16 protein-coding genes and 1 other annotated feature are annotated in these 18664 nt (G+C 33.8%); of the genes, 9 read left to right on the forward strand and 7 right to left on the reverse strand.

Annotation, left to right across the window (positions count from 1 at the left end; translation table 11 throughout):
* Nucleotides 1–79: 79 nt before the first annotated feature.
* From N3C_RS13250 to N3C_RS13265, 4 genes are all read right to left on the reverse strand, one after another.
* Nucleotides 80–1336 (reverse strand): glutamate-5-semialdehyde dehydrogenase, encoded by a 1257-nt coding sequence (locus N3C_RS13250; protein WP_074366492.1) that lies wholly within the window; start codon nt 1334–1336, stop codon nt 80–82.
* A 30-nt stretch (nt 1337–1366) separates the two neighbouring features.
* The gene (gene proB / locus N3C_RS13255) at nt 1367–2173 is read right to left on the reverse strand and encodes a glutamate 5-kinase (protein ID WP_074366493.1); all 807 of its coding nucleotides are present in this window, start codon (nt 2171–2173) and stop codon (nt 1367–1369) included.
* Nucleotides 2174–2322: 149 nt separating this feature from the next.
* Complete coding sequence (gene argH, locus N3C_RS13260) at nt 2323–3642, reverse strand: argininosuccinate lyase (RefSeq protein WP_074366494.1); 1320 nt, start codon at nt 3640–3642, stop codon at nt 2323–2325.
* 18 nt (nt 3643–3660) lie between these two features.
* Complete coding sequence (locus N3C_RS13265; protein ID WP_074366495.1) at nt 3661–4857, reverse strand: argininosuccinate synthase; 1197 nt, start codon at nt 4855–4857, stop codon at nt 3661–3663.
* A 175-nt stretch (nt 4858–5032) separates the two neighbouring features.
* On the opposite strand from N3C_RS13265, the gene N3C_RS13270 reads away from it, so the two are divergent.
* The 7 genes from N3C_RS13270 to N3C_RS13300 all read left to right on the forward strand — a co-directional run bounded on the left by N3C_RS13270 (nt 5033) and on the right by N3C_RS13300 (nt 11803).
* On the forward strand, nt 5033–5479 hold the full coding sequence (locus N3C_RS13270; RefSeq protein ID WP_074366496.1) for a ferritin-like domain-containing protein: 447 nt from the start codon (nt 5033–5035) through the stop codon (nt 5477–5479).
* Between the two features lie 320 nt (nt 5480–5799).
* Entirely contained in the window at nt 5800–6669 is an 870-nt protein-coding gene (locus tag N3C_RS13275; RefSeq protein WP_074366497.1) for a DUF5685 family protein, read from the forward strand.
* Nucleotides 6653–7285 (forward strand): DnaJ domain-containing protein, encoded by a 633-nt coding sequence (locus tag N3C_RS13280; RefSeq protein ID WP_074366498.1) that lies wholly within the window; start codon nt 6653–6655, stop codon nt 7283–7285. Before N3C_RS13275 ends, N3C_RS13280 begins: the two co-directional genes overlap by 17 nt.
* A 16-nt stretch (nt 7286–7301) precedes the next feature.
* The gene (locus N3C_RS13285; protein ID WP_074366499.1) at nt 7302–7805 is read left to right on the forward strand and encodes a hypothetical protein; all 504 of its coding nucleotides are present in this window, start codon (nt 7302–7304) and stop codon (nt 7803–7805) included.
* A gap of 79 nt (nt 7806–7884) precedes the next feature.
* Nucleotides 7885–8154 carry a DUF1294 domain-containing protein gene (locus N3C_RS13290; RefSeq protein WP_074366500.1) on the forward strand — a complete coding sequence of 90 codons (270 nt, stop codon included), beginning with the start codon at nt 7885–7887 and terminating at the stop codon, nt 8152–8154.
* 28 nt (nt 8155–8182) lie between these two features.
* A complete protein-coding gene (locus N3C_RS13295; RefSeq protein ID WP_074366501.1) occupies nt 8183–8770 on the forward strand; it encodes a TIGR00725 family protein in 588 nt (195 codons plus the stop codon).
* Nucleotides 8771–9007: 237 nt separating this feature from the next.
* Complete coding sequence (locus N3C_RS13300) at nt 9008–11803, forward strand: alpha-amylase family glycosyl hydrolase (RefSeq protein ID WP_074366502.1); 2796 nt, start codon at nt 9008–9010, stop codon at nt 11801–11803.
* 165 nt (nt 11804–11968) lie between these two features.
* On the opposite strand, the gene pheA is transcribed toward N3C_RS13300, so the two are convergent.
* From pheA to cimA, 3 genes are read right to left on the reverse strand one after another with little or no spacing between them, the layout of a single operon-like run.
* Nucleotides 11969–12811 carry a prephenate dehydratase gene (pheA, locus tag N3C_RS13305; protein WP_242944107.1) on the reverse strand — a complete coding sequence of 281 codons (843 nt, stop codon included), beginning with the start codon at nt 12809–12811 and terminating at the stop codon, nt 11969–11971.
* An 8-nt stretch (nt 12812–12819) separates the two neighbouring features.
* Nucleotides 12820–13893, reverse strand: coding sequence for a 3-isopropylmalate dehydrogenase (leuB, locus tag N3C_RS13310; protein WP_074366503.1), 1074 nt, complete (start codon nt 13891–13893; stop codon nt 12820–12822).
* The gene (gene cimA, locus N3C_RS13315; RefSeq protein WP_074366507.1) at nt 13893–15476 is read right to left on the reverse strand and encodes a citramalate synthase; all 1584 of its coding nucleotides are present in this window, start codon (nt 15474–15476) and stop codon (nt 13893–13895) included. The genes leuB and cimA overlap by 1 nt, the downstream gene beginning before the upstream one ends.
* A gap of 80 nt (nt 15477–15556) precedes the next feature.
* Nucleotides 15557–15773, reverse strand: a binding site (T-box leader).
* Between the two features lie 186 nt (nt 15774–15959).
* Here cimA and ilvB point away from each other — a divergent pair.
* Together ilvB and ilvN are read left to right on the forward strand one after the other, a co-directional pair.
* A complete protein-coding gene (ilvB, locus tag N3C_RS13320; RefSeq protein ID WP_074366504.1) occupies nt 15960–17588 on the forward strand; it encodes a biosynthetic-type acetolactate synthase large subunit in 1629 nt (542 codons plus the stop codon).
* A 16-nt stretch (nt 17589–17604) separates the two neighbouring features.
* Nucleotides 17605–18093 carry an acetolactate synthase small subunit gene (ilvN, locus tag N3C_RS13325; RefSeq protein ID WP_074366505.1) on the forward strand — a complete coding sequence of 163 codons (489 nt, stop codon included), beginning with the start codon at nt 17605–17607 and terminating at the stop codon, nt 18091–18093.
* The last annotated feature ends 571 nt before the right edge of the window (nt 18094–18664 follow it).

Consider the following 18664-nt stretch of genomic DNA (forward strand, 5'->3'; position numbering starts at 1 on the left):
CTTAGAGAAAACTCTGAAAAATTATTTCGAGTACTATTATGGGCAAATTTCTAATTATTATACATTCTTGTAAAAAAACTTATTTTCTTGTTTGTCCTTCACCATATACTATATATTTTGAGCTTGTTAATTCCTTAATACCCATTGGGCCTCTAGCATGAAGCTTTTGCGTACTAATACCTATTTCTCCACCAAAGCCAAACTGTGCTCCATCGGTAAATCTAGTAGATGCATTTACATAAACAGCAGCAGCATCTACCTCATTTAAAAATCTTTGAGCATTAGCATAGTTAGAAGTTATAATAGATTCGGAATGTTTTGTTCCGTACTTATATATATGATCTAAAGCTTCATCAATAGAATCTACCACTTTCACTGCCAATATTAAATCTAAGTATTCTGTAGTCCAATCTTCATCAGTAGCTACTTCTATATCTGACAAAATTGCCTTAGCCTTTTCACAGCCTCTTAATTGTACATCATATTTATCCATTTCCTCTTTTAAAACTGGAAGAAACTTATCTGCCACAGAAGCATGTATTAATATTGTTTCTATAGCATTACAAACTGCCGGCCTCTGTGTTTTTGCATTTATTGCTATATCCTTAGCCATATTAAGGTCTGCTGCTTCATCAATATATAGATGACAATTACCTACACCAGTTTCAATCACTGGCACAGTAGAATTTTCTACAACGGTTTTTATTAAGCCTGCTCCTCCTCTAGGAATTAGCACATCAATGTAGTCATTAAGCTTCATTAGTACCTTTACCGCTTCTCTATCTGTATTTTCTATATATTGTAGGAAGCCCTCTGGCAATCCTGCTTTTACTCCTGCTTCACTTATTACTTCTACTATCTTTTTATTAGAATTAACTGCTTCAGAACCACCTCTCAATATAACCGCATTACCGGATTTAATACATAGTCCCGTAGCATCTACAGTAACATTAGGTCTTGCCTCATATATTATACCTATTACTCCTAAAGGCACCCTAACTTGAGCTATAGTCAGATTATCCGGAGTCTTCCACATTCTTACAGCTTCTCCTATAGGATCTTGTAAATCTGCTACCTTTACTAATCCTTCTGCCATATCCTTTATTCTTGCTTCTGTTAATAAAAGTCTATCTAATAAAGCCTTTGATAAGCCATTTTCTTTTCCTTTGTTTATGTCTACACTATTAGCCTCAAGAATTTCACTCATATTATCCATTAGAGCTTGAGCCATTGCTTTTAAAGCATTATCCTTAGTATTAGTACTTACACTGTTCATTAGTCTTGAAGCCCCTTTAGCTGCTTTAGCTTTTTCTACCACATATTCTTTAATATCCATTTTATCACCTCTCCATAATATAAAAATTAACTATACACCAGTATCAAAAAAGGTTCCTACCTCTTCCCCATTTAAAACCCTAGTTATTATATGATTCTCAGCACCATTTACTATTACCATAGCTGCCCCACACTCATTAACAATATTAGCAGCCCTAAGCTTAGTAACCATACCACCTGTTCCGAGACTGCTTCCAGCCCCTTCAGCACAGGAAGCTATTTCCTCCGTTACAGAACTTACATAGTTAATTAACTTAGCCTGTTCATTATTTGCTGGATTGCAATCATACAATCCGTTAATATCAGATAGAATTATTAAAAGATCCCCTTGTACAAATTTACATACGTGAGCAGATAAAGTATCATTATCCCCTATTTTTATTTCTTCTATAGTTATAGCGTCATTTTCATTAACTATAGGAATAACATTCTCCTTAATTAATGCCTGGAAAGTATTTTTTGCATGCTTTAATCTCTTAGGATCTTCCATATCTTCCTTTGTTATTAATATTTGAGCTGTATTTTTACCATATTCTCCCAAAATCTTGTCATACATATGCATCAATCTAACCTGTCCAACAGCAGCGCAAGCCTGCTGTCTAACTACAGATTTAGGCTTACTTTTTAATCCTAATCGCCCCATACCTGCAGCTATTGCCCCAGAACTTACAAGGATAACTTCTATTCCTCTATTGTGTATATCTGCAATTTGTCTAGCTAAACCTTCTATTCTTTCAAGGTTTAATAGACCATTAGGATAGGTCAAGGTGGATGAGCCTACTTTAATAACCACTCTCCTAACCTTCTTCATATACTCCATTCTTCTTGCTTCATTCATCTTTATAAATCGCCCCTTTTGTTTATCACGTCGGATTTGATAATATTTTACTAGTATCCTCTTCCATTTGCAATTATATTTTAATTAAATTCGGAACACAAATTCAGCTTCTGAAGGTTTCTTTCCTACAGAAGCTGAATTATTATTAGCTATAATCCTATTTCTTTTTTTATACCCTTTGATAATATGTTTTTATACTGAATATAATCATAGATTGAAGCGTCGATCTTATCTGTAAACTTACTGAACTCATCTAAAGTTAAAGATAAGATTTCCTTATTATTATCCTCACAATAAATTACAATCTTACCAACGATACTGTGAGCATCTCTAAAAGGTACACCCTTACACACTAGATAATCAGCCACCTCTGTAGCATTAAGGAACCCAGCGTCTACAGCCTTCTCCATTTTATCCTTCTTTACTTCTAAGGTAAGTATAACATCTGTAGCAATTGCCAAAGCCGCTTTTACTGTATCCACCGCATCAAAAAAACTTTCCTTATCTTCCTGCATATCTTTATTATACGCTAATGGTATTCCCTTTAATACCGTTAAGATGGCCATTAAATCTCCATACACCCTACCAGTTTTTCCACGTATTAATTCTGCCGCATCTGGATTTTTCTTTTGAGGCATAATACTACTTCCAGTAGAATACAGATCACTCATTTGAATAAAATCAAATTCCTTACTGCTCCACAGTATCAGTTCCTCACTAAGCCTGCTAAGATGCATCATTATTAATGAAAAGTCTGATAAAAGCTCAATTAGATAATCTCTGTCGCTTACCCCATCTAAAAAATTATCCACAGGCTTTTTAAAATCAAGTTCCTTAGCAGTAAACTCTCTATCAATATCATAAGTAGAGCCCGCCAAAGCACCACAACCTAGTGGACTTTCATTTAAAAGCTCTATAGCATTTTCTATTCTCTTTTTATCTCTTTTAAACATCTCCACATAAGCAGCTAAATGATATTTAAAAGTAATTACTTGAGCTCTTTGTAGATGAGTATAACCAGGCATGATAACATTATTTTCATTGCCCTTCTTTTTTAGAGCTTCTATAAGCTTATCTAAAAGTTCAATAATCTCCTGAGCTATTTTTCTAGAATATAATTTCATATCCACTGCCACTTGATCATTTCTGCTTCTAGCAGTATGTAGCTTCTTACCAGCGTCCCCAATTCGCTCAGTAAGATTAAGTTCTATAAAGCTATGAATATCTTCATAGTCACCTTCTATAAGCAGCTTGCCCTCTTCAATATCTTTATATATATCATTAAGCCCCTTTATTATTTTATCTGCGTCCTCTTTGGAGATTATGCCACATTTTTCTAGCATCTTAGCATGTGCCAAGCTTCCTTGGATATCCTCTCTCCAAAGCCTTTTATCAAAGCTTAAGGAAGAATTAAAATCTTCCATTAAGCTGCTTTCTCCGTCTCTAAACCTTCCTCCCCAAAGCTTCATATGGTTTCATACTCCAATCTATTTATTATTTATCATCGCCTTAATCTTATATGGTAGAGAGAATAGATTAATGAATCCCTCTGAATCCTTATGGTCATATAATTCACTAGCACCAAAGGAAGAAATTTCTTCGTCATATAATGGTTTTGCAGCATCTATAGATGCAACCATCATACTACCTTTGTATAACTTCATTTTTACTGTTCCTGTTACATTCTTCTGAGTAACATCGATGAAGGCATCTAAAGCTTCTCTTAATTCTGTAAACCATAGGCCATCATATACAAGCTCTCCATATTTAAGAGCTACTATTTGCTTGAAATGTTGAGTTTGTTTATCGATAGTAAGACTTTCCAAAACATCATGTGCCTCGTATAATAAAGTTCCACCAGGAGTTTCGTATACTCCTCTTGACTTCATCCCTACCAATCTATTTTCAATAATATCAACAACTCCAACACCATTTCTTCCAGCTATAGCATTACATTCTTCTACAAGCTCTACTGGAGATAACTCCTTGCCATTTAACTTTACTGGTATACCTTTTTCAAAGGTAATTTCCACATATTCTGGTTTATCTGGAGCATCTTCAGGATGAACAGTCATTTGATATAAATCCTTCTTATGTTCGTTTTTAGGATCTTCTAAATCTCCACCTTCATGGCTAAGGTGCCATAAATTTTTATCTCTTGAATATATTTTTTCCTTAGTAACTGGTATTTTTATTCCTTTCTTTTCCGCATAATCAATAGCATCCTCTCTAGATTTTATATCCCAGATTCTCCAAGGAGCTATAATTTTTATAGCTGGATCGAAGCAAGCAATACCAACCTCAAATCTTACTTGGTCATTTCCCTTTCCTGTACATCCATGGCAAATTGCTTTTGCTCCTTCCTTATGAGCTATTTCTACTAATCTCTTTGCTATGGAAGGTCTTGCAAAGGAAGTTCCTAACATGTACTTGCCCTCATACTTGGCACCACTCTTTATAGCATTGTATAAATATTCAGTAACAAACTCTTCCTTTAAATCTTCTACATATACTTTATCTGCGCCGCTAGCTATTGCCTTCTGCTTAACTTCCTCCATATCATCTCCCTGACCTACATCAGCACAAACAGCTATAACTTCATAGTCATAATTTTCCTTTAACCATGGTACTATAATAGATGTATCTAATCCTCCCGAATATGCTAATACTACCTTTTCTTTCATATATAAATTCCCCCTTACTGGTAAAATGTTCTTCCACTTTCATTAAGGCTATTATAAAACACTTTTTATATTTATGCAACATATTTTTATATTTATACATGTTTTTTTTTGAATATCTTTTTTAGATTAAGGACAAACTTCATAATATAAATATATAAAAGAAGGTGATATATAAATGAATACTACTAAAGCTCCTATTGAAGAGTTAAATGCATATTTAAAAGGTGAATATATGGCTATAGATAGTTACAAAAAATATATTAACAAGGCCACTGACCCAGCTGTTAAAGCAGACTTAGAGTGTATTTTACAAGACCACACTAGACACGCCCAATTGATTGCTGATAGAATACGTCAGTTAGGTGGAGAGCCAGCTCAATCCGTTGACTTAATGGGTAAGATGGGGCAACTTATGAACTCCATCAAAAATATAACGGAAAAAAGCGATGTAGAAATATGCCAAGAAGCCTGCTACTGGGAAGAACAAGGCAGTAAAATGGGTATGGAAGTAGTGAAAGGAGATTTAGATCCAACAAGCTGTGCCTTGATAAAAGATATTTACGCCAAGGATATGGAACATATAGACAAACTAAAAAAACATATTGAATATAAAAATTTATAAATATTCACAGCTTATTTCATTCTTAATTGCTTTAAATTAAGCTGATAGATAATAATCTTTGAGGATTTATCTATCAGCTTTTTATTTTTAATAATACATAAATATGCAATTCATGCCAGAATTTAAAACTGTTAAAATCTAATTCTGTCAAAAAATTAAAATTAGATTAATATCATATTAATAGTCTCTTAAATTCCTTGACGCTATCCTAGGTCATTATGCTATACTTAGTTATAGGCTAGGGGCAATGCATTAATCTATGTATATAAATTAAGTTTACGCAAAAGTATCCTAATAGTAAGGAGTTGTGCAAGTTATAAATGTTTGGTTATGTTATGCCCTGTAAAATGGAACTAAAGGTAAGAGACTATGAAAAATTCAAAGCATACTACTGTGGCCTTTGTCACACCATTAAAGATCAATATGGCAATCTACCTAGGGTCACATTAAATTATGATATGACCTTTCTTGCCATATTATTAGATTCATTAAATGAAAAACCCTTAGCTTCTAAGCAAATAGTCTGTGCTCTTCATCCTCTATCTAAAAAGCTTATTTTATATGATAATGATCCTTTGAAGTATGCGGCAGAGTGTAATATAGTATTGACCTACTATAAGCTTATTGATAATATAAATGATGATGATTCACTACAAAGTAAACTTGCTATTAAAGTCTTAAAAAAGCATATTAAAGACAGTAATTTAAATAGTTATATAAAAGAATCTTTAAATAAGCTTTATAAAATGGAAGGTGAAGCATATAAATACAATATAGATGAGATTTCTCATTGCTTTGCAGATTTAACAGCATATATTATATCGCAATATGTGAAAAATAATGCTGAATTAAAAGAAAAGCTTTATTGGTTAGGCTATAATTTAGGTAAATGGATATACATAATAGATGCATGGGACGATTTAGAAAAGGATATGAAACATAATAAATTCAACTTAATAAACGCCTTATACAATAAAGACAATCTTTCATTTCAAGAGCTTAATAATAAGGTTAAGGAGAACATAGACTTTATCCTAACTAGCTGTGCTTACTCATGTTTTGTTTCTCTAAAAAACCTTCCTATAAAAAAGAATCAAGAACTTTTATGCAATATTTTAGAATTGGGTCTATTGGAAAAAATGGATACAGTTTTTAAAAGGAGTGAATTAGTAAATGGGCAATCCTTATGAAATACTTGGGGTTCGTGAAGGTGCCTCCAAGGAAGAAATAAAAAAAGCATACAGAGAATTAGCAAAAAAATATCATCCAGACCAATATGGTGCTAACCCTTTAAAAGATTTAGCTGAAGAAAAAATGAGAGAAATCAACGAAGCTTATGAGTATTTAATGAGAAATGCTTCCGATGGTTACTCAGGTTCATCCTATTCAAGTAGCACTAACTATACTAATACTAATGATTATAGAAATACTAGCAATTATGGAAATTCCAATATTTATAGCTCCATACGCTCTGATATACAAAGAGGAAATTATGCTGCAGCAGAAACTGCTTTAAACTCCATATCCACAAGAGATGCAGAATGGTACTATCTAATGGGAATGGTTCATATGAGAAAAGGCTGGTATGACAGTGCCAGAAATTATGTTTCCACCGCCTATAATATGAGCCCTACAAACCCAGAGTATAGAGACGCTTATAATTCAATGAATCGAAACAATAATAATTATAGAAGTAATTATTATGGAAGAACCACTAGAAACGATGAATGTGATTTTTGTATAAAGCTCTGGTGTCTTGATACCCTATGCGAATGTGCTGGTGGCGACTTGATTGGATGTTGTTAATTTTGGAGGTGATTAGGTGAATAAGAGTTCAAATATTGCTAGAGGGGGTGTATCTGTAGCTCTACTTGTATTGCTTATTTATATAGCTAGCATAGCCCCAAGTAGCAAGCTTACCATTTTAACTGTATCCTCTGCAATTATTCCCTACTCCATCATTACTACTAATACTAAAAACAGTTTTATTGTTTATGTAGCCGCATCCATACTTTCATTAATCTTAATTGGACCCAAAGCGGAGACCATATCCTATTTATTATTTTTCGGACTTTATGGATTTCTTAAATATTATATAGAAAAAGTAAATAAGCCCTTATATGAAATTATATTAAAGCTTGTTTATTTCAATGTAACATTATTTATCTTATATAGTTTATATACTAAATTCTTTACTACTTTAATTTCAGGAGCATTTCCCCTATACATAATGCTCTTGCTGGCTCAAATAGCTTTCTTTGTATTTGACTACGCTTTGACAATTATAATAAACTATATGAGGAAAAGATTTATAAAGGATATATAGTAAACTAAGCCAAGGCTTTTCTCATCTTATTGAGAAAGGCCTTATAATTTATATAGTATTTTTAATAGAGGTGAAATTTGTGAAATATATAAGTATATACATTATAATAATTAATATTATTGGTCTAACAATAATGTATAAGGATAAGGAATATGCAAAAAAACATAAATGGCGTATTAAAGAATCTACTATTTTTCTTGTATCCTTTTTATTTGGTAGCCTAGGAGTTTTGGTAGGAATGAAAATATTTAGACACAAAACAAAACATTGGAAATTTATTTTCTTCATCCCTCTTATATTTATCTTACAAATTATATTAATACTCTACCTTTGCTATAAACTATTTTGAATCAATAATATGTGAAAGGATGGAAAAAATGGTACGAATAGCTGTAATCGGCCAGTCCGGCGAAATTCCTCAAGGTATGAGAGATATTGCTTATGATGTTGGTAAGGAGATTGCTTTAAATAAGGCACTTTTAATGACAGGAGGTACTAGTGGCGTAATGGAATATAGCTCTAAAGGCGCTAAGGAAGCTGGCGGTTTGGTATTAGGCTTCTTGGCTGGCGATTCATTGGACAGTGCAAATGACTATATAGATATACCAATTACCACTGGCCTCCCCTTCGATTTTCGTAGTTCTGTATTAATACATTCTTCCGATGCAGTTATAGTTATAGGTGGCTGTAATGGTACTCTAGGTGAACTATCCTGCGCCTACTTAAATAAAAAACCAATTATCGTACTTGAATCCTCCGGTGGCTTATCTTCAAAAATCAAAGACTTTGCTTATGAAGGCTGTTACATAGATGAAAGAAAAAATATAAAACTCAACTTCTGTTCAGATGCAAAAACTGCCGTCGACACTTCTATAAGACATTATAAGGAAAGAAATAATAAAAAAGACTCATCTCTAAAGATAACTTCTTATTCAAAGAAAGACCAAGCGGACCTAATTAATTAGAAAAAGGTCTGTTGCACAATTAATTTGCTAGTTGTGCAACAGACCTTTTTATGTAAAAAATAAGGCTATAACATTTTGTTATAAAAAGGAAACATTTTTGAATATAGACACTAAATTATTAGAAAATTCTAATTATATATAAAATTAATTAATATCTATATTTTGTTACAATATACTTTAAAACACTTAATTGTTTATATTATAATATAATGGTAATTTATTTCAAGGAGGGATACTTTGATCAAAAAATTATTAAAGCAGTTCACTATAGTGGTAGTAATTATGGCAATAATATCTACACTTTTCGTGAGCTATGGTAACAAGAAGGAGGAAGCCTTTGCAGCTACTAACGGCATAAAAGTACACTTTTATAAGCCGTCAAATTGGAGCAAGGCTAATATCTACTATTATAACGACAGCACGGAAGGACCAAAGTGGCCTGGCATTGAAATGACAGCGGATGGTAATAGCTGGTATAGTTATACTATATCTAACTTCAGCAATCCAAGGGTGCTTTTTAACGATGGTTCTGGAAAGCAAATACCTGATCCAGGTGAGCCAGGTAAATTACTAACAGAAGAAAGTTGGTATAAGGATGGACAATGGACTAACTACGACCCTACACCAAAATTAGGAGATATAAATATCTATGTAGAAAAACCTGATAGTTGGAAGGAAATATGGATATGGTATGACAGTGACTTATCCACACCACAATGGGACACTACTGTATTAAAATCCAGCCCAGGTGAAATGACAAACTACAGAACTGGCTGGTATAAAAAAACTATAAGCAATACTGTTAAGGTTCAATTCCTATTTAATGATGGAACTTGGAACAACAAATTACAATCAAATGGTTCAGACTTTGTAACAACAAAGGATGTTTGGGTAAAAAAAGACGGTACTGTTTATTATACTGATCCTCTAAGTTCCGATGATCCAAAAACTGATACAATCTCACCTACAGTAATTGCCACTCCATCTTCAGGTAGATATCTTACTGCTCAAAAAGTAAAATTTACTATAGTAGATAACGCAGATCCATCACCAAAACTTTATTTTTCCCTTGACGGAACAGCACCACAGCTTACAGATGCATACTTATACAATGGTCAAGAAATAACCATTAGTAAAGATACCAATATTTACACCATCGCAGTCGATGCTTCTGGCAATAAATCAGAAAATGTCTTTGTATATAACATTGGAGAATATGATTCTAATGATTTTAGAGAAGAAACTATTTACTTTGTTATGACAACAAGATTTTATGATGGAGATCCATCAAACAATGTACATTGTTGGGATGATACTAAGGCTGGCAATCCTGATAGTGATCCTGCCTGGAGGGGAGATTTCAAGGGCTTAACAGATAAACTAGACTATATTAAAGCCTTAGGTTTTAGCGCTATTTGGGTAACTCCTCCTGTTAAAAATTCCAGTGGTTATGATTATCATGGTTATCATGCTATTGATTTTACAGAAATAGACCCTAGATATAAGACTAAATATGATGGCTCAGCAGAGGAAAGTTATCAAAAGTTTATAAATGCAGCCCATGCTAAAGGTTTTAAAGTAATACAGGATATAGTATATAACCATACTGGTAATTTTGGAGAAGAAAACCTTTTCCCAATGTTTGAGAGAAATGCTCCTACCTCTATATATGAAACTATAGAAACAGCTCTTACAAAGGCTACTAATAGCAAACTACCAGATAACTATTTTGATTTAAATCCAGTAGAGCAATACAATGTAAGGATTGCTCTTATGAAGGAAGATGCAAAGGACACAAATCACATTTATCATCATGAGAAAAGTATGGAATGGGAAGGATATACTTGTCAAACAGGTCAGATTGCTGGAGACTGTGTAGATTTAAATACGGAAAATCCAATAGTTACAAAATACCTAAACAATGCTTATAATAAGTATATATCCATGGGAGTAGATGCCTTTAGAGTAGATACAGTAAAGCATATTTCTAGATTAACCTTTAATAAAGAATTTATACCAAGTATAAAAGCTACCGGTGGAGATGACTTCTTTGTTTTTGGAGAAGTTTGCACAAGAGTTAGAGAGGTATGGAACAAGGGAATACCAGCCTTATCAGCACCTTTCTATACTTGGAAGGAGTCAAAAAACTATCCTTGGGGTGACAGAGAAACCAACGAAGCTAGCGTATATCAGAATTATTTAGATAATTTAAATGTATCAACACAACCAACTAGCAATAATGCCTTTTTAGATGGTAACAACTATCGAACCGTTGATACTTCTATGAAGTCTGGCTTAAATGTTATCGATTTCCCAATGCATTGGAACTTTGCTAATGCTAGAGACGCCTTTAGAGTTGCAGTAGAGGGAGATCAATATTATAATGATGCTACTTGGAACGTAGTATATGTTGATTCTCATGACTATGCACCAGACACTGCTCCTGAAAATCAAAGATTTTCTCTTGGCCAAGATGTTTGGGCTGAAAACTTAAGCTTGATGTTCACCTTTAGAGGAATACCTTGTATCTACTATGGTAGTGAAATAGAATTCCAAAAGGGTAAAACTATAGATCCGGGCCCAAACGCACCTTTAAGCCAAACTGGTAGAGCTTACTTTGGGGATTATATTGAAGGTAGTGTTGAAACCTCTGACTTTGGGGTATACTCCAATGCTACTGGAACTATATCTGACACTTTAAATCATCCATTAGCACAACACATAAATAGATTAAATAGAATAAGAAGAGCTATTCCAGCTTTACAAAAGGGACAGTACTCTGTTCAAGATATCAGCGGAGATGGCATGGCTTATAAGAGAAGATACACTAATGCTGAAGAAGGTGTAGATAGCTTTGCATTAATAACTGTTTCAGGAAGCGCTACTTTCAGAAATATACCTAACGGAAAATATGTAGATGCAGTAACAGGACAAGTAATAAATGTAACTAGTGGTACTTTAACAGCAAATTGCAGTGGAAAAGGTAACCTAAGAGTATTTGTATTAGACTTACCTGGCAATTCTGCACCATGAAAAATCGGCGGATATTCTAAATACCTATACTAAAACAAGATAAATAGGCTGTTACACAATTATCTATTGGTTAGTTGTGTAACAGCACTTTTTATTTACTTTTTCATTTACCCATAAAAGAAAGCTGTAGCAAACTATTAAATGAGTAGTTTACTACAGCTCCCTTTAACAATCCATTTTATAATTACCTACAATTTTAAAACTTATACTGTTATCTTTAATGTTTTGTAAAGCTTTTTTAACCATTTCATCCTTTAAATTCCCTTCAAAATCAATATAAAAAGAATATTCCCAAGGAGTATTGGCTATAGGTCTGGATTCTATTTTCATCATATTTAAGTTATTTTCGGATATGATTTTAATTACATTGTATAAGGAACCTACCTTATGGGGCAGTTTTAATATTATGCTTAGTTTGTCTGCCTCTTCATTTTCTTCTAAAGTATTACTTAGTACAATAAATCTTGTATAATTTTCTTGGTTGGTATTAATATTAGCCTTAATTACCTGTAAGCCATATAATTTCGCTGCCTTTTCACTACCTACCGCAGCCTTGGTCTTTGTGGCAGATTCCTTAACATACTGGGCACTTTTGGCTGTATTGTAGTAATTATATAGCTTCCAATGGCTATGAGCCTGTAAAAAGTCCTTGCTCTGTTGAAGGCCTTGAGGGTGAGAATATACCTCCTGTATATCTTCTAAAGTAGCCCCCTCAATTCCAAGAAGGCACTGGTTTATTCTCATGCACTTTTCTTTTACAATGAAGGCATTATATTTGTTTAGCAAATCCATAACATCGGAAATACCACCGGTGGAAGAGTTCTCTATAGGAACTACTCCATACCTTATTTTCCCTTCCTTTAAAAGTTGAAATACCCCTTCAAAGGATTCACTATTCACTTCATTGTAACCTTCACCAAAAATATTAAGCATAGCCTCATGAGAATAAGATCCAGGTACCCCATAATAGCCAATATTAGTGTTTTTATCTATTAAATCTAAAATCATTTTATACCTCAATCTAATAAGGCTTCAACTACAAGATCTCCCATAGCCTCGCAACCTACGACAGTCATTCCTTCAGACATAATATCCAGAGTTCTATAGCCCTTATCCAATACTTTGTTAATAGCCTTTTCTATATCATCTGCTGCCTCATACATATTGAAGGAATATCTAAGCATCATAGCCACGCTCATTATAGTAGCCAATGGATTAGCCTTATCTTGACCTGCTATATCCGGTGCTGAACCATGTATTGGCTCGTATAAACCTATATTGCCATCACCTAAGGAAGCAGAAGGAAGCATTCCTAAGGAACCAGTTATCATAGAAGCTTCATCACTTAATATATCTCCAAACATGTTCTCAGTTAATATAACGCTGAACTGTGTTGGTTTTCTTATTAACTGCATTGCTGCATTGTCTACATACATATAGTTTAGTTCTACATCTGGATACTGCTTTGATATATCAGCAACAACTTCTCTCCAAAGTCTAGAACTTTCTAATACATTAGCCTTGTCTACTAAAGTTAATTTCTTATCTCTTTTTCTTGCTATGTCAAAGGCCATATGTGTTATTCTTGAAATTTCAGCTGTAGTATATACTTGAGTATCCCAAGCCTTATAAGTACCATCTTCTAACTGGACTCTCTTCTTTTCTCCAAAGTAGGATCCTCCAATAAGCTCTCTTATAATTAAAACATCAAGCCCATCTTTAAGAGCCTCTTCTTTTAAGGTAGAAGCGGATTTTAACTGTGGGAATACTATTGCAGGTCTTAAATTAGCATAAACCCCCAATGCTTTTCTAATGCCTAAAAGTCCTGCTTCTGGTCTTAAATGTCCAGGTAACTTATCCCACTTTTCTCCTCCAACAGCGCCTAGAAGTACAGCATCACTTGCCTTACAAACCTTTATAGTTTCCTCTGGTAGTGGCACTCCAGTTTTGTCAATGGCAACGCCACCCATAAGCACTTCTTCCCTTTCAAATTTAACATGATACTTTTCTTCAATGGCATCTAAAACCTTACAGGCTTGTTTAATAACCTCTACGCCTATTCCATCTCCTGGTATTAATGCTATTTTCATTATTTATTCCCCCTTTTTATTTTTTCTTCGTTTAAAAAATATTCAATAGAATCTACTAAAGCCACCCAGCTAGCTTCTATTATATTAGTAGAAACACCGACAGTCCCCCAGGTATTTTCACCGTCAGTAGATTCTATATGAACTCTTACCTTTGCTTCTGTAGCCTCAGTAGTATCTAAAACTCTTACCTTGTAATCTGTAAGTCTCATCTTAGTTAATTCAGGATAGAATATTTTTAAAGCCTTTCTCAAGGCTCGGTCCATGGCATTAACTGGACCGTCTCCTTCTGCTGCCGTTAATTCCTCTACTCCATCAACTTCAACCTTAATAACAGCATAGGCACTATTGGCCTCATGCCACTTATCTTCACAATAAACCCTAAAATCCTTAACCTGGAAAAACTCTTCTTTCATACCAATCATTCTTCTAACCATAAGCTCAAAGGAGGAATCTGCCCCTTCAAACTGATAGCCTTCATATTCTAACTGCTTTAGTTTATCTATTATCCCTTGGGCTTCTGGTGAATCTTTAGTAATCCAAGGTGCCACATTTTGAATCTTTTTAACAACAGTACTTTTTCCACTGACCTCAGACATTAAGATTCTTCTACTATTACCAACTAATTCTGGTCTTATATGCTCAAAGGATTCCGGGGATTTAAGCACTGCATCAATATGCATACCACCCTTATGGGCAAAGGCACTATTTCCTACATAAGGTGCTTTAGGATTGTGGGCCATATTAGCTATCTCACTGATATATCTTGAAACACTAGTTATTTCATTAATCTTATCTCCACTTTTAAAATCATATTGCAATTTTAATTTTAAAGTTGGCATTATGCTAGTTAAATCTGCATTACCGCATCTTTCACCATAGCCATTAAAGGTTCCTTGAACCATTCTACAACCACCTATTACAGCCTCCAGTGAATTAGCTACCGCTAATCCAATATCATTATGGCAATGTATACCGATGTTGCCTCCTACCTTCACTATAACTTGTTGGACAATGTTATTGATCTCGCTAATTAAGGAACCTCCATTAGTATCACATAATACTAACCAATCAGCACCAGCGTCCTTTGCGGCCTTTAAGGTTGCTAGAGCATATTCTTCATTAGCCTTAAAACCATCAAAGAAATGCTCAGCATCATAGATAACTTCCTTATTGCCCGATTTTAAATAAGAAATAGTATCTCTTATCATGTTCAAATTTTCATCCAAAGTAGTTTTCAACACCTCTGATACATGCATATCCCAGCTTTTCCCAAAGATAGCTACTGCTTCTGTTCCTGCATTCATTAAAGCCCTTAGATTAGTATCATCTTCTACCTTTACTGAAGGTTTTCTAGTACTTCCAAAGGCCACTAACTTTGAGTTTTTTAATTGCATACTTTGTGCTTTCTGAAAAAACTCCACATCCTTTGGATTAGATGTAGGATTACCAGCTTCTATATACTCTACCCCAAATTTGTCCAGTATCCTACATATATTTATCTTATCTTGGAGTGTGAAGGAGATCCCTTCTGCCTGTGCACCATCTCTTAAAGTTGTGTCGTAAATAAAAACTTTTGCCCCAATTTGCAAGAATATTCACCCCTTTTTATTAATGTCTATTTAGTTGTATATAAAAAGAATAGAAAAAAAAGAGTATACTTCGCCCATGGGGCGAAGTATACTCGCGGTACCACCCAATTTATTTACTCAAAAATATAACGGATTTCACCGGCACGGCTTACTTTTGCACAATAGTAATTATACAATTTCAGCTTGCAGTTCAAAGGTGATTTTCATATTCACTATCTTTATGGGCTTTCACCTTCCCCCACTCTCTGTCAAAGATTCATGAATACTACTCTTCCTTTTCAATACCTTTTCAGATGTTGTTTATTAATTTAGCATAATTATAGTTTCCTGTCAATATATAACTTTAAATATTTATACATTAATTATTTATTAATATACAACTATATATTGACACATTCTTTTCTTAACATTATAATTTAGAAAATACTTAAAAAAATACTTAAATTTAGACCGTTTCAACTATAAGGAGGGGGTTCTATGAAGGCTTCAGAAGCAATTGTAAAGTGTCTTCAAGAAGAAAATGTAGATATTGTTTTTGGATATCCTGGCGCTGCTGTAGTCCCTATTTATGAGGAGCTTAGAAAAAGCAATATACAGCACATATTAGTTAGGCATGAACAAGGTGCTGGTCATTGTGCCAGTGGATATGCAAGAGCTACCGGTAAAGTTGGGGTTTGCATGGTTACTTCTGGTCCAGGAGCGACTAATGTAATTACTGCAGTAGCTACAGCATATATGGATTCTATACCACTGGTAATAATAACAGGTCAAGTTAACACCTATCAAATAGGTAAGGACGTTTTCCAAGAAGCTGATATAACTGGTTCTACAGAACCTTTTACTAAGCACAACTACTTGATTAAAGACGAAAAAGATATTCCTCGCATAATGAAAGAGGCCTTTTATATAGCCAGAACTGGTAGACCAGGCCCTGTTTTAATCGATATCCCTATGGATCTGCAAAACAAGGAAATAGATTTTGATTACTCTATGGATATAAACATAAGAGGATATAAACCTACCACTGTTGGTCATACACTTCAAATAAAGAAAATTGTAGAAAAATTAAACAACTGTCAACGTCCTCTTGTTTGCGTAGGTGGAGGAGTAGCCTGTTCTAATGCTAGAGAAGAACTTAGAGCCTTTTTACAACTTTCTAAGATTCCTGTAGTACACACATTAATGGGTAAAGACTCTGTTCCTAGCGATTATGACTACTATCTTGGTATGATAGGAATGCACGGTATTCCAATAGCTAATAAGGCGGTATCTAAAGCAGATGTTATTCTAAACATTGGTAGCCGCTTTGGAGATAGAGCTATTAACCCTTTCACCAACGGTTGTGCAAAAGAAATAATTCACATTGATATAGACCCAGCAGAAATAGGTAAAAATTTGAACTCATTAATACCAGTAGTAGGGGATGCTAAGGATATTTTATCCCAGCTTAACAGTATGATCGAGCCATTAAAGATAGAAGACTGGTTACAGGAAGTTAAGGAACTAAAAGAAAAAGATTGGACTAATGAAGAATCCAATAATGATAATAACATAACAAAGGGACTTAATCCTAAGGAAGCAGTTAAGTTCATGTCTTCTAATTGCGATGATGATACTATCCTAGTATCAGATGTAGGCCAAAATCAAATGTGGGCATCTAGACACTTTGATATCATAAAAAATCGTTTATGCTTTACTTCTGGAGGCTTAGGAACCATGGGCTACTCTCTTCCTGCGGCTATTGGTGCCAAGTTAGCCTGTCCAGATAGAACTGTAATTGTAACGGTAGGTGACGGAGCTTTTCAAATGTCCTTACAGGAACTAGGTACTATTGCAAACTATAATGTAAATTTAATTATTGTAGTTTTCAATAACAACGGCCTAGGTATGGTTAGAGAACTACAAAATAAGATTTATAAAAATACCTACGGTGTAGATATAGAATATAATCCTGATTTTACAAAAATAGCTGAAGCTTATGGATTAAATTGGAGAAAGGTTTATAGCAATTCAGAATTTAACGAGGCTTTTCTTTTTGCAAAAGAACAACAAAAGACTACTCTCATCGAGTGCATAGTTGATAGTAAAGTAAGAACACTTTTATAATAAGGGGGTTTTTAAAATTAAAAAACATGTTTTATCAATATTAGTTGAAAACCACTTCGGTGTTCTAAGTAAAATCACTGGCCTTTTCAGCCGAAGAGGATATAATATAGAAAGTTTGACGGTAGGAACTACAGAAGATCCTACTATTTCTAGAATCACTATTGTAGCTCCTGGTGATGAAATGGTGTTAGAGCAGATTGTAAAGCAATTAAATAAATTAATTGATGTTATCAAGGTACAGGAAATCGATATGGATAACGCAGTTTCTAGAGAAATTGCTTTAATAAAGGTAAACTCAACTGCAAGCAATCGTTCTTCCATTATAGAAATAGCAAATATCTTCCGTTCAAACATTATAGACATCAATGAAAAAAGCATGATTATAGAAGCTACCGGTGATTCAAAAAAGATTTCTGCCATTATTGAAATGCTAAGACCTTTTGGTATCATTGAACTTATCCGAACCGGTTTAACCGCTTTAAATAGAGGTAGCAAATCTATATAAAATCAGACATAAAATTCTGCCCAGTGCAGAATTTTTTCACTTTTATAATGATTATAACTGTAAAGTTGGTGAAGTAATATGTATGATGTTTTTTCAAATCTTTATGATTTACTAGGATGGGATAACTATTCAAAAACTTTCTTTAATAAATTGGATTCTTACCTTAAAAACAATAACATTTTTCCTAAACCCATCTAGATAATTATTATAGATTGATTACAGTTTGTAGTTAAATATTTATGATATTATTTATGATATTACTTATGTATTTTGTACTCGCTTATAATAAATAGAGGATAGGTTAGTTTTTCATAACCTATCCCCTATATTATCTAGGGTACTGTCAAAGTTTTTTATATATCTAAGACAGCTACCATTTGATTTTACTTAATTTTTATATAAATAACTTGCCACCCCCTAAAAGTTCGTGTATTTTGAATTTGCAGTAAACAAAATTAACAACCTTAAAAGGAGGCAAGCTATTAGCATGATTAATACAATTCTTGTAGATCGGAAGAGCACACGTCTGAACTCCAGTCACTTAGGCATCTCGTATGCCGTCTTCTGCTTG

The sequence above is a fragment of the Clostridium sp. N3C genome, from assembly GCF_900095445.1.
In the GTDB taxonomy this organism is placed as follows: Bacteria; Bacillota; Clostridia; order Clostridiales; family Clostridiaceae; genus Clostridium_AU.

What these genes read in the sequence shown, in the direction of transcription:
- N3C_RS13280 (WP_074366498.1), top strand. Translation starts at nt 6,653, where the DNA reads ATGGGCAATCCTTATGAAATACTTGGGGTTCGTGAAGGTGCCTCCAAG.
- pheA (WP_242944107.1), bottom strand. Translation starts at nt 12,811, where the DNA reads ATGATTTTAGATTTAATAGATAAAAACACTAATATTGGCTATTATGGG.
- leuB (WP_074366503.1), bottom strand. Translation starts at nt 13,893, where the DNA reads ATGAAAATAGCATTAATACCAGGAGATGGAATAGGCGTAGAGGTTATT.
- argH (WP_074366494.1), bottom strand. Translation starts at nt 3,642, where the DNA reads ATGAAGCTTTGGGGAGGAAGGTTTAGAGACGGAGAAAGCAGCTTAATG.
- N3C_RS13250 (WP_074366492.1), bottom strand. Translation starts at nt 1,336, where the DNA reads ATGGATATTAAAGAATATGTGGTAGAAAAAGCTAAAGCAGCTAAAGGG.
- ilvB (WP_074366504.1), top strand. Translation starts at nt 15,960, where the DNA reads ATGAAGGCTTCAGAAGCAATTGTAAAGTGTCTTCAAGAAGAAAATGTA.
- N3C_RS13270 (WP_074366496.1), top strand. Translation starts at nt 5,033, where the DNA reads ATGAATACTACTAAAGCTCCTATTGAAGAGTTAAATGCATATTTAAAA.
- proB (WP_074366493.1), bottom strand. Translation starts at nt 2,173, where the DNA reads ATGAATGAAGCAAGAAGAATGGAGTATATGAAGAAGGTTAGGAGAGTG.
- N3C_RS13295 (WP_074366501.1), top strand. Translation starts at nt 8,183, where the DNA reads ATGGTACGAATAGCTGTAATCGGCCAGTCCGGCGAAATTCCTCAAGGT.
- N3C_RS13275 (WP_074366497.1), top strand. Translation starts at nt 5,800, where the DNA reads ATGTTTGGTTATGTTATGCCCTGTAAAATGGAACTAAAGGTAAGAGAC.
- N3C_RS13265 (WP_074366495.1), bottom strand. Translation starts at nt 4,857, where the DNA reads ATGAAAGAAAAGGTAGTATTAGCATATTCGGGAGGATTAGATACATCT.